Source organism: Pseudomonas parasichuanensis, from assembly GCF_021601385.1.
GTDB lineage: Bacteria > Pseudomonadota > Gammaproteobacteria > Pseudomonadales > Pseudomonadaceae > Aquipseudomonas > Aquipseudomonas parasichuanensis.
Genome location: NZ_BQHO01000030.1, coordinates 41267 through 53604 on the forward strand (window position 1 = coordinate 41267; position 12338 = coordinate 53604).

Consider the following 12338-nt stretch of genomic DNA (forward strand, 5'->3'; position numbering starts at 1 on the left):
GAAAACCGAGGCCCAAAGAGGCCCACCGCTGACCACTCACCTTACTGACTGCCCATGTACACCAAAAATTTCGTCAACCCGTGCCCCGACTGGGCCACGGCTTTGCTCAACGGCTTCAGCCAGGTGCTGCTGCTGCGCAACCCCCTGTGCGGCCTATGCTGCCTGCTGGCCATCCTGCTGACCGCCCCGTCGCTGGTCGGCGGCGCCCTGCTCGGCGCCCTCGCCGGCCTGCTCACCGCCCAACGCCGTGGCTATGACCGCGCCGACCGACAGGCCGGGCTGTACTGCTACAACGGCGTATTGATCGGCATCCTGATCAGCGCCGTACTGCCCTGGTCGGCCATCCTGCCGCCACTGATCATCGCCGCCGGTGGGCTGTCGAGCATGCTCACCCATCAGTGGCGCAAGCGCGGGGGCAAATTGCTGGTGGCTTACACCGCCCCCTTCGTATTGCTCGGCTGGGCCGCCCTGCTGCTGGCTGAACCCACTGCCAACAGCTACGTCGAGGCCGACCCGCTGTACGCCATGCTGCGCGGCCTCGGGCAGATCTTCCTGCTCGACAAGCCGATGGCCGGGTTGCTGATCGTTATCGGGATGTATTTTGCCAACCCCTATGCGGCCACCTGGGCGGTGATCGGTTCGGCCATCGGTGGCGGCGTCGCGCTGTTGGCTGGCGAGGCGCAAGGGGCCTGGCTGGGCCTCTACGGTTTCAACGCAGCGCTGGCTGCGCTGGCCTTCAGCCGCCAGGGCGAGAGGCCCTGGGTGACGCTGCTGGCCATTGCTTTGGCACTGTTGCTGCAACCGCTGTTCAACCTGCTGCCAATCGCCGGGCTGACCGCGCCGTTTGTGGTCGCCTGCTGGCTGATGCACGTGGGTAGTCATCTCGCGCAGCTCAACCAGCGCCGCGGTGCACCGCGCTTGCACAGCTGAAACCCAGCCCCTAGGCTCTGCCCATTCGCACAAGGGAACGAGCCCATGGACAACCCCACGAGTCTGCGCGAGCGGCTCTACGTCATCGTCTTCCAGACCGACACCGTCGCCGGCCGGCGCTTCGACAAGCTACTGCTGCTGATCATCCTCGCCAGCCTGATCACGGTGATCCTCGACAGCATCGACGAGGTGCACCAGAACTACGCGGGGCTGCTGGCACTGATCGAATGGGGCTTCACCGCGATCTTCCTCGCCGAGTACCTGACCCGCCTGTACTGCTCGCCCAAGCCGCTGCGCTACGCCTTCAGCTTCTATGGGCTGGTGGACCTGCTGGCGATCGTGCCGGGGATCATCGCCCTGTACTACAGCGACGCCCAGTACCTGCTGATCATCCGCGTGGTACGTATGCTGCGGATCTTCCGCGTGCTCAAGCTCAGCCCGTACCTCAAGCAGGCCCACTACCTGTTGGCCGCTCTGCACGGCAGCAAACAGAAGATCATCGTATTCCTGGTTACTGTGTCGACCCTGGTCACCGTGTTCGGCACCTTGATGTACGTGATCGAAGGCCCCGAGCATGGCTTCACCAGCATCCCCAAGGGCATCTACTGGGCCATCGTCACCCTCACCACCGTGGGCTTCGGCGATATCGTGCCCAAGACCCCGCTGGGGCAGGTGCTGTCGTCGCTGGTGATGATCACCGGTTACTCGATCATCGCCGTGCCCACCGGCATCTTCACCGCCGAGCTGGCCAATGCCATGCGCGGCGAGCAGTTGCAGCATGACTGCCCGACCTGCGCCAAGAAGAGCCATGAGCATGGTGCGGCGTTCTGTTCGCGGTGTGGGAATGCGTTGTTTACCAAACAATGATGTTTGCAGGCCCGGCCTCATCGCCGGCAAGCCGGCTCCCACAAGGGTGAGCGCCAACACTGTGGGAGCCGGCTTGCCGGCGATGAGGCCGGTGCCGACAACGACATAACCAAAGTCCTTTTTGTTCTTTAACCCTCGCAGAACCACCCGCTATAGTCGCAGGCACTCTGCCTACACCCTTTCAATAACAAGGACGCAACGTGAAAAAACTCTTCAGCGCCTCGCTGCTCGCCGCAGGCCTGGCCCTGGGCAACCTCGCCCAGGCCGCCCCGACCCTGCTCAACGTTTCCTATGACGTGATGCGCGACTTCTACAAGGACTACAACCCAGCCTTCCAGAAGCACTGGGAAGCCGAACACAACGAGAAGGTCAACCTGCAGATGTCCTTCGGCGGCTCGAGCAAGCAGGCTCGTGCAGTGATCGATGGCCTGCCGGCCGATGTCATCACCATGAACATGGCCACCGACATCAACGCCCTGGCCGACAATGGCAAGCTGGTGCCGGACAACTGGGTGACTCGCCTGCCGAACAACAGCGCGCCGTTCACCTCGGCCACCGTGTTCATCGTGCGCAAGGGCAACCCGAAAGCGCTGAAAGACTGGCCCGACCTGCTCAAGGACGGCGTTCAGGTGATCGTGCCCAACCCTAAAACCTCGGGTAACGGCCGCTACACCTACCTCTCGGCCTGGGGCTACGTGCTCAAGCAGGGCGGTGACGAGAGCAAGGCCCGCGACTTCGTCGGCAAGCTGTTCAAGCAGGCGCCGGTGCTCGATACCGGTGGCCGCGCCGCCACCACCACCTTCATGACCAACCAGATTGGCGACGTGCTGGTGACCTTCGAGAACGAAGCGGAAATGATCGCCCGCGAGTTCGGCCGCGATCAGTTCGAAGTGGTCTACCCAAGCGTGTCGGCCGAAGCCGAGCCGCCGGTGAGCCTGGTCGACAAGGTGGTGGCCAAGAAAGGCACCCAGGCCGTGGCCGAGGAATACCTGAAGTACCTGTGGTCGCCCGAAGCCCAGGAAATCGCCGCCAACAACTACCTGCGCCCGCGTGACGCCGCGGTACTGGCCAAGTACACCGACCGCTTCCCGAAAGTCGAGTTTCTGTCTGTAGAGAAGACCTTCGGTGACTGGCGCACCGTGCAGAAGACCCACTTCAACGACGGTGGTGTGTTCGACCAGATCTACACCAACAAGTAAGTAGTCGCCTGTGCTGGCCTCTTCGCGGGCAAGCCCGCTCCCACAGGTATGGCGCTGTTCTCGATGACAGCGCCGTACCTGTGGGAGCGGGCCTGCCAGCGATGACGCCAGCCGGGGGCAACATCAACCCTGGCGGAACACCAATGCCTTCAAGCCCCCTTCCGGGTCCGCATCCGGAAACTCCGGCGGGTTTTCCAACCGCTCGACAAACTCAAGCCCCGGCGCATGCTCGGCCATGCCGTCAATCAGGAACTGCGACTCGATTCCCGGGTCGTTGACACAGGCCAGCACGGTCCCACCCTCGTTCAACAGCTCCGGCAACCGCCGCAGAATCTTCCCGTAGTCCTGGGTCAGCACAAAGCTGCCACGCTGGAAGGTCGGCGGGTCGATGATGATCAGGTCGTACGGCCCGTACTTGCGCACCTTGCCCCACGACTTGAACAGCTCATGCCCCAGGTAGGCGACGCGCGACGCGTCGTGGCCGTTGAGCCGGTGGTTGTCACGGCCACGGGACAGCGCGGACTTGGCCATGTCCAGGTTGACCACCTGCTCGGCGCCCCCGGCAACCGCCGCCACCGAAAAGCCGCAGGTATAGGCGAACAGGTTGAGCACCCGCTTGCCTGCCGCCTGCTCGCGCACCCAGCGCCGGCCGTAGCGCATGTCGAGGAACAGGCCATTGTTCTGCCGCACGCCCAGGTCGAGCAGGTACTTCAGGCCATCCTCGACCACTTCGCGCTGCAGGCAGGGCTCACCCAGCAACCACTGGCCAGGGCTGTCGGGCAAGTAGCGGTGCTGTAGCAAGATGGCCTGGCCGGTCCATTGCGGGCGCTGTGCCAGGGTTTGCAACATCGCTTCAAGCTCAGCCAGCTGGCCCTCGGGCGGTTCGCGGAACAGCGCTACCAGCAGCACCCCGTCAAGCCAGTCGACGGTGATCTGCTCCAGGCCCGGCCAGCAACGGCCACGGCCATGGAACAGGCGGCGGGTTTCGGCGGGGGCGGGATCGAGGGCGGCGAGCAGGTGCTGCTCGAGGGTGGCGATGGCTGGGCTCATGTCGGTCTTGATCGGGCAAAAGCGCCATTCTACCCGCTCAGCCGCGGCTCATGCCGCCATCGATGAAAGGGATGCGTGGGTTGCCCGCATTTTTGTCGCTTTTTCGCCCGTGCAGTGCCGGGGATAGTGCGGCCACCCCCACTGAATACGGACCACTGCCATGCCACCGCTCAAGATCGAATTCTTCCATGACGTCGTCTGCGCCTGGTGCTTCGTCCTCGCCCCGCGCCTGAAGCAACTGCAAGAGGAACTGGACCTGGATATCCAGCACCGCAGCTTCATCCTCCAGGCCAGCCGCGCGGCAATGATCGAGCGCTTCGGCTCGATGCCCGAAGCCAAGCACACCATCCTCGGCCACTGGCAGTCATGCGCCCATGCCGAGGACGTCAAGCGCATCAATATCGAAGGCATGCGTCAGCAGGGCTTCGAATACCCTACCGGCCTGCTTGCCGGCCTGGCCTGCCAGGCTGCCAAGGCGCTGGAAGGCAACCCCGGCCACGAGCGCCTGTTCGACCGCCTGCAGGAGGCCCACCTGGTGCACAACCGTAACATCGGTGACCAGGCCACGGTGCTGGCCGTGGCGGCCGAAGCCGGTCTCGAGCCCGAGGCATTCGCCGCCGCCCTGCAACAACAAGCGCCGCAACTGCTCGAAGAGGACCTGGTGCTGGGCCGGCGCCTGAACGTCAGCTCGGTGCCCAGCCTGTTGATCGATGGCCGCTTCCTGATCTGCGGCGCCCTGACCTTCGAGCAACTGCGCCGGACCATCACCCTGGCCCGGGCCGACCAGAGCGCTCACACCGAGGTGCAGTCCACCCCGTGAGCGCTGTCGGGGTTCCATGACCGGCACTGCTCGCACAGCAACTGCGCCAGCATCTTCACTTCGGGGTTGTGCCGATAGGCCTCCGGATATCCCAGGTACAGCGGCACCTCGCGCTCACGCTGGTGCTGCAGGGCGACCCGGCTCAGACGCCCCTGCCTGAGCCCCTCGCTCACCCGGTGCTGCGGCAGCCAGGCAAAGCCCAGGCCGCGCTCGACGAAGCTTTCGGCAGCGGCCAGGCTGCTCACCGTCCAGCGCTGGGAAGTCCCCAGCCAGCCGCTGTTCTGCGAATGGCGCGTGCCGGAGTCGCGAATCACCACCTGCCGATAAGGCTTCATGTCGTCCAGACTCAACTCACCCTGTGCCTGGCTCAACGGATGGCCAGTACCGACCACGCAAACCAGCGAGACATTGAGCAGCAGCACCTGCACGCAGCCGGGCGGCAGGCTGCTGGCGATGGCCAGCTCGACCTTGCCATCCTCCAGCAGCTCGCGACCACCGGACAGCGCGGTTTCGTACAGGCGGATGCGGTGGTCCTGGTAGTGCCCGGAAAAATCCAGCAGCGCCTGCTGCAGGACGTCGAGAGGGAACAGTACATCCACCGCCAGCGCCTGCTCGGTGAACAAGCCCGGCTGGTACTGGTTGGCCAGGCGCTCAAGCTTTTGCGCCGCCCCCAGCAGGTGCTTGGCCTGGGGCAACAGCGCCTGGCCCAGTGGCGTCAGCACGGCCTTGCGGCCCTCGATGACAAACAGCTCCTGGCCCAGCAGCTGTTCCATGCGGCCGACCGCATGGCTGACCGCCGACTGCGACTTGTACAGGTGCTCGCCGGCCTGCTGGAAACCGCCGCATTCGACGGTGCTGACGAACGCGCGCCACTGTTCGAGACTGATCCTGGAAAACACCGATGCCTCCTTGCTGGCCCGTCAGGCGGGCGACCGTTCCATGTCCTGCGGCGTTTTACCATAGCCTGCCCATCATTCCGAGCCGGCCACGCTGCGCGCCCGGGCCGGGCGGAACCACCAGCCCTGCTGCATCCCTGCGGCAGCCAGCAGGATCAGCGCCACCCCCAGCCATTGCAACGGCGCCAGGCGATGACCGAAGGCCACCCAGTCCACCAGGATCGCCGCGATCGGGTAGATGAACGACAGCGCGCCAGTCAGTGCGGTGGGCAAGCGCTGAATGGCGCTATACAGCAGCACATACATCAGCCCGGTATGGACGATGCCCAGGGTCACCAGGCTACCCAGCGCGGGCAACTCTCCCGGCAGGCCACCGAGTGTCACCCAGGGCGCCAGCAGCAACACCCCGGTGCTCACCTGGATCAGCGCGATCAGGTGCGGCGGCGTGCCGGTCAGGCGCTTGATGATCAGTGCCGCCACCGCATAGAGGAACGCGGCACCCAGCGCCAGGCCGATGCCCAGCAGGTATTCGCTGCCGCTGGCCTGCCCGCTGCCATGGGCGCTGACGATGGCCAGCATGCCGACAAAGGCCACGCCCAGCCAGGTGAGCTTGGCCAGGGTGATCTTCTCGCCGAGAAACAGCGCCGCCAGCCCCACCAGCATGAACGGCTGGACGTTGTACACCGCCGTGCCGATGGCGATCGATGCCCGCGAGTAGGAGGCGAACAGCAGCACCCAGTTGCCGACGATCGCCACCCCGCTGACCACCGCCAGCAGGAAGGTGGCGCGGGTCAGCACGCCGGGCTTGAGAAAGCCCATGGCCGCGCAGATCAGCAGCAAGGTGCCGGCGCCGAACACGCAGCGCCAGAACACCACCTCCAGCACCGGCTGCCCGGACACCAGCACGAACCAGCCGATGGTCCCGGAGATCAGCATGGCGGCGACCATTTCCAGGGAACCGCGGCGTAGCGAATTGTCCATCTCACACCTCCTGTACACGATGGCCACAGTATGCGCGGGGTGCTGATGGGCCATCCAGCGGATAGCGAAGGCAGATTTACCCATTCGCCTTTACTATCAAGGCCAATCACCCGAATTGCCTAACGAGGTAGCCATGACTGACGACATCGACCAGCTGCTGATCAATGCCCTGATGGAGGACTCGCGCCGCTCGCTCAAGGCCCTGGCGCAGATCAGCGGGCTGTCCGCGCCCAGCGTCAGCGAGCGCCTGCGCCGCCTGGAGGAACGCGGCGTGTTGCGTGGCTACACGGTGGAGGTGGACCCACGCTGCTTTGGTTACCAGTTGCAGGCCATCGTGCGGATTCGCCCGCTGCCGGGGCAGTTGCAGGAGGTGGAGCGGCAGATCATCGCCATCCCCGAGTTCACCGAGTGCGACAAGGTTACCGGTGAGGATTGCTTCATCGCGCGCCTGCATGTGCGATCGATGGAACAGTTGGACATCCTGCTCGACCGGCTCAATGTGCTGGCCGAGACCAATACCGCGATCATCAAGAAGACCTCGGTGAAGCGCAGGCTGCCGCCGATGGCTTGACAGCCGCTGCGCAGGGCTTGCGACATGCACCAAGGCGGACAGTGGTGATCTTGCAGGAATAACTGGCCCGAAACAGATGTGGGAGCTGGCTTGCCGGCGCCCCCCACACCCGCCCTGGCGATTTTTTGTACACATAAATGTCACCTTAAGTGCCATTTTTGTGTGCACTTTTGCGAAGCAGCGCCCCATTAGGTTACACACTACGGCCATCTAATTTTGACCAATTGATCAACTAATACGCATCTTAAAAAATTTAATCTGTTCATTCGGTCAACTTATAAATTCTTTATTTCAGCTACTTATGTTTCAACTAGCAAAATTCAAAATGATGGCAACCTGAAACTTGGATTCACTCTGGCATAGAACTGGCTTTTGTGTGTTCGTGTTTTGTATACAACTTAAACAAAACATAAATACACAAGAACCCGCAGCGTCGCCCCGAACCGCGACCGCCGCGCCCAGAACCCAGTGATGCCAACGCCTGCACCGACGAGATGGCGAGCCCGTGCGCCAGCGCCCGCTCATCGCAGTCACACGCATCAGGAGCCGCCGGAATGAGTAGCAGCCTCCCCCTTGCCCCTGAACTTTCCGTTGCCAGCACCAGCCCCGCCTCAACCACCCTCGAAGGCCACCCGGCCGAACTCGAACTCAGCCCACGCCTGCATAACCGCGACCTCGCCCCGACCAAAGCCGAAGGCCGGCGCTGGGGTGGCTACAGCATCTTCGCGCTATGGACCAACGATGTGCACAACATCGCCAACTACTCCTTCGCCATGGGGCTGTTCGCCCTCGGCCTGGGCGGCTGGCAGATCCTCCTGTCGCTGGCGATCGGCGCGGCGCTGGTGTACTTCTTCATGAACCTGTCCGGCTACATGGGGCAGAAAACCGGCGTGCCCTTCCCGGTGATCAGCCGCATCGCCTTCGGCATCCACGGCGCGCAGATCCCGGCGCTGATCCGCGCGGTGATCGCCATCGCCTGGTTCGGTATCCAGACCTACCTCGCCTCGGTGGTACTGCGGGTGCTGCTCACGGCCGTCTGGCCGCAAGTGGCCGCCTACGACCACGACAGCATCCTCGGCCTGTCGAGCCTGGGCTGGGTGTGCTTCGTGGCGATCTGGCTGGTGCAGCTGGTGATCCTCGCCTACGGCATGGAGATGGTGCGCCGCTACGAGGCCTTCGCCGGCCCGGTGATCCTGCTGACCGTGGCTTGCCTTGCGGTATTCATGTACTTCAAGGCCGACGCGCGCATCGCCTGGTCGGTGGCCGAACCGCTGACCGGCTATGAGATGTGGCGCAATATCTTCGCCGGCGGCGCGCTGTGGCTGGCGATCTACGGCACCCTGGTGCTGAACTTCTGCGACTTCGCCCGCAGCTCGCCGTGCCGCAAGACCATCCGCGTCGGCAACTTCTGGGGCCTGCCGGTGAACATCCTGGTGTTCGCCGCCATCACCGTGGTGCTGTGCGGCGCGCAGTTCCAGATCAACGGCCAGATCATCGACAGCCCGACGCAGATCGTCGCCAGCATCCCCAACACCCTGTTCCTGGTACTGGGCTGCATGGCCTTCCTGATCGTCACCGTGGCGGTGAACATCATGGCCAACTTCGTCGCCCCGGCCTTCGTGCTCAGCAACCTGGCGCCACGCCACCTGAACTTCCGCCGTGCCGGCCTGATCAGCGCCACCCTGGCGGTGCTGATCCTGCCGTGGAACCTGTACAACAGCCCGTTGGTGATCGTGTACTTCCTCTCCGGCCTGGGCGCCCTGCTCGGCCCACTGTACGGCGTGATCATGGCCGACTACTGGCTGCTGCGTAAGGGCCGCATCAACGTGCCCGAGCTGTACAGCGAGAACCCCGCCGGCGCCTACCACTACACCAAGGGCATCAACCTGCGCGCCCTCGCCGCGTTCATCCCAGCCGCGCTGCTGGCCATCGTCCTGGCCCTGGTGCCCAACTTCCACAGCGTCGCGCCGTTCTCCTGGCTGATCGGCGCCGGCATCGCCGCCGCCCTGTACCTGCTGATCGCACCGCGCCACGCCCAGTACCACGACGTCAGCGGCGAGTGCATCGCCGTCGACCACAGCAGCCACTGATTTCAGGGAGATCTGTCATGCGTATTCTGATCGCCAACGTCAACACCACCGCAGCCATCACCGAAGCCATCGCCGAACAGGCGCGCAGCGTCGCCGCGCCGGGTACCGAGATCGTCGGCCTGACGCCCTGGTTCGGTGCCGAATCGGTGGAGGGCAATTTCGAGAGCTACCTGGCCGCCATCGCCGTGATGGACCGGGTGCTGGCCTATGACCAGCCGTACGACGCCGTCATCCAGGCCGGCTACGGCGAGCATGGCCGCGAAGGCCTGCAGGAGCTGCTGAACGTGCCGGTGGTGGACATCACCGACGCCGCCGCCAGCACGGCGATGTACCTGGGCCACGCCTACTCCGTGGTGACGACCCTGGACCGCACCGTGCCGCTGATCGAAGACCGTTTGAAACTGTCGGGCCTGTACGACCGCTGCGCCTCGGTGCGCGCCAGCGGGCTGGCGGTACTGGAGCTTGAAGCCGACCCAAGGCGGGCCGTTGAGGCCATTGTCGAGCAGGCCGAACGCGCCGTGCATGAGGACAAGGCCGAGGTGATCTGCCTGGGTTGCGGCGGCATGGCCGGGCTTGACGAGGAGATTCGCCGGCGCACCGGGGTGCCGGTGGTGGACGGTGTGAGTGCGGCGGTGACCATCGCCGAATCGCTGGTGCGCCTGGGCTTGAGCACCTCCAAGGTGCGCACCTATGCCACGCCGCGGGCGAAGAAGGTGGTGGGCTGGCCGATGCGGTTCGGCCGCTGAGTTAGTTTGCACCAGTAAAGCCCCCCCTGTAGGAGCGGCCTTGTGCCGCGAAAGGGCCGCAAAGCGGCCCCGGGTTTATGCGTTATCACATAAATTGCTGGGGCTGCTGCGCAGCCCTTTCGCGGCACAAGGCCGCGCCTACAGCGGACGTGCAAGCCCATTGAGTGAGGTGAGCCCGCTGACTCACCCCATCATCCTGGCCAACCGCTCGCCACTGCCACAGGCCAGGGTAAACCCCAACGCCCCATGCCCCAGGTTCAACCACAGGTTGCGGTACGCCGTCACCCCGATGATCGGCACCCCGGTCGGTGTCGCCGGGCGCATCCCCGCCCACTCCACCGCCTGGTCATAATCAGCAGCGATGGGCAGCGTCTCAGTCGCCAGCCGGCGCATGCTGCGCAGCCTGCCGGCATCCACGGTCTCGTCATAGCCAACGATATCCACCATCGCCGCTACCCGTAGTTGCTGATCCAGCCGGGCATAGACGATCTTGCGTTCATAATCGGTCAGGCTCACTTCAGGCGCCCGATGTGCCTCGGTGACCGGCGCGGTCAGGCTGTAGCCCTTCAGTGGATACACCGGCAGGTTCAGGCCGGGCAACCCCAGGCTGGCGCTGCGGTGCCCGGCGCACAGCACCAGGCGCTGTACCTCCAGCTGCCGATCGGCGAGCGCCAGCGCCACCACCTCGTCCTTGCGCCGGATCAGCCGAGTCACCGCTTGGCCCAGGTGTATCCGGCAGCGCCCCGACGCCTCCAGGCGCTCGGCCAGGCGCAGGCAGAAGCGGTGGCAATCGGCGACTTCCTCGTCCGGGGTGAACACGCCGCCGATAAAGGGCGCATCGGCCAGCGCCGGATCGAGCAGGCGCAATTGCCCGGCATCCAGCACCCGCTGATTAAGCGGATCGAGCAACTGTTCGCGGCCATGGGCGAAGGCCTGCTGCGTGCGAAAGGCGACCAGCTTGCCGTTGCGCCGCCAGGCAAAATCCGCCAGGCCGTCCTCCTCGCGCCAACGCGCCAGCGCGGCTTGGCTCTCAAGGGCCAAGCTCAGCAACTGGGCAGCATTGCGGCGATTGACCCCTGTGCGGCAGGCCATGACAAATGCCGCCAGCCAGCGCCACTGCGCCGGGTCCAGGCGCAGGCGCAACCGCAAGGGCGAGTCGCCCTGCAGCAGCCAGCCAAGCGCCTGCCAGGGTACGCCGGCATCGGCCAACGGCGCCACATAGCGGTACGACAACTGCCCGCCATTGGCGAAGCTGGTGGCACTGGCCAGGCTGTCACGGGCCTCGACCAGATCCACTTCCATGCCCTCACGCACCAGCGCATAGGCCGTGGCCAGACCAACCACCCCTCCTCCGATTACCGTTACCCGCCGGCTCATCCGTACATCCCTGTGCATGCGTTGAGCGCAAGACAGTAACAGCAGCTCAGGTCGGGCAGCCAGACGCACCGTTATCCAGGCCCTGGCGCACGTTGCGGCTGAGCAGGCTAGCCTTGCCGTCGTGCCAGGTGAGGGTGAGCACATACAGGGTGTCGAAGTCGTCACCGCCCCAGTCCTGGGTGATCACCCGCTTTTCACCCAGGGCCTTGCCGGCCACGGCATTGATCAATTCCGGCAGGTAGCCATGGGACCACGCGGTATAGATCGTCGCGTTTCGGTACTTGTCGCGCAGCAGTTCTTCGGCGAGGTCATCGGTGTCGTTGGCGCCGTAGTCGATGTTCACCGGCAGGCCCAGGCGGATGGCACTGGGGGTGATGGTCATCAATGGGCGGATATAGCTGTAGCTCTGGTCCTGGCTGCCTTCCTCGACATGCCGCGAAGGGTTGGCGGCGAACACGTAGTCGGCCTTGCCGAAACGCTCCGGCAGCAAGGTGGCCAGGTCGATGGCACGGTTTAGCCCCTGGCAGTTCAGTTGCCCCAGCCCTTCGCCCGGTTTTTCGCCATGGCGCAGGAAAACCAGCGTCTGCGTGCCGTCCACCGGTTGCGCCCGGCTTTCGACCACATCCAGGGCCAGGGGCACCGCCGCAGCGGTCAGCATCAGGCTCAACAACAGGTGACGACGACGTCGAACGAAGGGGGGCAGTTTCATCTACGGCAGGCTCTTGTGGCAGAAGGTATCTGGGCTCGCCACAAGGCCTGCCGCCGAAGCCGCAGGCGCCCCTGTGGTGGGTGCCATCCTTGGCTGCGCGTG

The 12338-nt window shown here is 64.7% G+C and carries 12 protein-coding genes; 7 read left to right on the forward strand and 5 right to left on the reverse strand.

Annotated elements, in window-relative coordinates:
- Positions 1-54 precede the first annotated feature (54 nt).
- The 3 genes from L6D77_RS21025 (at position 55) to L6D77_RS21035 (ending at position 2996) form a co-directional block, all read left to right on the forward strand.
- The gene (locus tag L6D77_RS21025) at positions 55-930 is read left to right on the forward strand and encodes an urea transporter (RefSeq protein WP_232880078.1); all 876 of its coding nucleotides are present in this window, start codon (positions 55-57) and stop codon (positions 928-930) included.
- Positions 931-975: 45 nt separating this feature from the next.
- Entirely contained in the window at positions 976-1797 is an 822-nt protein-coding gene (locus tag L6D77_RS21030) for an ion transporter (protein WP_232880079.1), read from the forward strand.
- A gap of 200 nt (positions 1798-1997) precedes the next feature.
- A complete protein-coding gene (locus tag L6D77_RS21035) occupies positions 1998-2996 on the forward strand; it encodes a sulfate ABC transporter substrate-binding protein (protein ID WP_232880080.1) in 999 nt (332 codons plus the stop codon).
- A gap of 123 nt (positions 2997-3119) precedes the next feature.
- Here L6D77_RS21035 and L6D77_RS21040 read toward each other — a convergent pair whose 3' ends face one another.
- Positions 3120-4046, reverse strand: a complete 927-nt coding sequence (locus L6D77_RS21040; RefSeq protein ID WP_232880081.1) for a class I SAM-dependent methyltransferase — start codon at positions 4044-4046, stop codon at positions 3120-3122.
- 160 nt (positions 4047-4206) lie between these two features.
- Between L6D77_RS21040 and L6D77_RS21045 the strand changes: the two genes are divergently transcribed.
- Entirely contained in the window at positions 4207-4866 is a 660-nt protein-coding gene (locus tag L6D77_RS21045) for a DsbA family oxidoreductase (protein WP_232880082.1), read from the forward strand.
- Here the strand turns inward: L6D77_RS21045 and L6D77_RS21050 are convergent.
- Positions 4839-5765, reverse strand: coding sequence for a LysR family transcriptional regulator (locus tag L6D77_RS21050; RefSeq protein WP_232880083.1), 927 nt, complete (start codon positions 5763-5765; stop codon positions 4839-4841). The genes L6D77_RS21045 and L6D77_RS21050 overlap by 28 nt on opposite strands.
- 72 nt (positions 5766-5837) lie before the next feature.
- A complete protein-coding gene (locus tag L6D77_RS21055) occupies positions 5838-6743 on the reverse strand; it encodes a DMT family transporter (RefSeq protein WP_232880084.1) in 906 nt (301 codons plus the stop codon).
- 133 nt (positions 6744-6876) lie between these two features.
- On the opposite strand from L6D77_RS21055, the gene L6D77_RS21060 reads away from it, so the two are divergent.
- From L6D77_RS21060 to L6D77_RS21070, 3 genes are all read left to right on the forward strand, one after another.
- Positions 6877-7314 carry an Lrp/AsnC family transcriptional regulator gene (locus L6D77_RS21060; protein WP_232880085.1) on the forward strand — a complete coding sequence of 146 codons (438 nt, stop codon included), beginning with the start codon at positions 6877-6879 and terminating at the stop codon, positions 7312-7314.
- A gap of 554 nt (positions 7315-7868) precedes the next feature.
- Positions 7869-9404, forward strand: coding sequence for an NCS1 family nucleobase:cation symporter-1 (locus tag L6D77_RS21065; protein WP_232880086.1), 1536 nt, complete (start codon positions 7869-7871; stop codon positions 9402-9404).
- Between the two features lie 17 nt (positions 9405-9421).
- Positions 9422-10150: an aspartate/glutamate racemase family protein gene (locus L6D77_RS21070; RefSeq protein ID WP_232880087.1), complete on the forward strand. Its 729-nt coding sequence runs from the start codon at positions 9422-9424 to the stop codon at positions 10148-10150.
- 183 nt (positions 10151-10333) lie between these two features.
- Here the strand turns inward: L6D77_RS21070 and L6D77_RS21075 are convergent, their stop codons facing one another.
- Both L6D77_RS21075 and L6D77_RS21080 read right to left on the reverse strand, forming a co-directional pair.
- Positions 10334-11527, reverse strand: coding sequence for a D-amino acid dehydrogenase (locus L6D77_RS21075; protein WP_232880088.1), 1194 nt, complete (start codon positions 11525-11527; stop codon positions 10334-10336).
- Between the two features lie 46 nt (positions 11528-11573).
- Positions 11574-12236 (reverse strand): histidine phosphatase family protein, encoded by a 663-nt coding sequence (locus L6D77_RS21080; protein ID WP_232880089.1) that lies wholly within the window; start codon positions 12234-12236, stop codon positions 11574-11576.
- Positions 12237-12338: the final 102 nt, after the last annotated feature.

Coding starts and splice junctions, on each gene's coding strand:
- L6D77_RS21080 (WP_232880089.1), bottom strand. CDS start 12,236: ATGAAACTGCCCCCCTTCGTTCGACGTCGTCGTCACCTGTTGTTGAGC.
- L6D77_RS21055 (WP_232880084.1), bottom strand. CDS start 6,743: ATGGACAATTCGCTACGCCGCGGTTCCCTGGAAATGGTCGCCGCCATG.
- L6D77_RS21040 (WP_232880081.1), bottom strand. CDS start 4,046: ATGAGCCCAGCCATCGCCACCCTCGAGCAGCACCTGCTCGCCGCCCTC.
- L6D77_RS21045 (WP_232880082.1), top strand. CDS start 4,207: ATGCCACCGCTCAAGATCGAATTCTTCCATGACGTCGTCTGCGCCTGG.
- L6D77_RS21075 (WP_232880088.1), bottom strand. CDS start 11,527: ATGAGCCGGCGGGTAACGGTAATCGGAGGAGGGGTGGTTGGTCTGGCC.
- L6D77_RS21030 (WP_232880079.1), top strand. CDS start 976: ATGGACAACCCCACGAGTCTGCGCGAGCGGCTCTACGTCATCGTCTTC.
- L6D77_RS21025 (WP_232880078.1), top strand. CDS start 55: ATGTACACCAAAAATTTCGTCAACCCGTGCCCCGACTGGGCCACGGCT.
- L6D77_RS21060 (WP_232880085.1), top strand. CDS start 6,877: ATGACTGACGACATCGACCAGCTGCTGATCAATGCCCTGATGGAGGAC.
- L6D77_RS21070 (WP_232880087.1), top strand. CDS start 9,422: ATGCGTATTCTGATCGCCAACGTCAACACCACCGCAGCCATCACCGAA.
- L6D77_RS21065 (WP_232880086.1), top strand. CDS start 7,869: ATGAGTAGCAGCCTCCCCCTTGCCCCTGAACTTTCCGTTGCCAGCACC.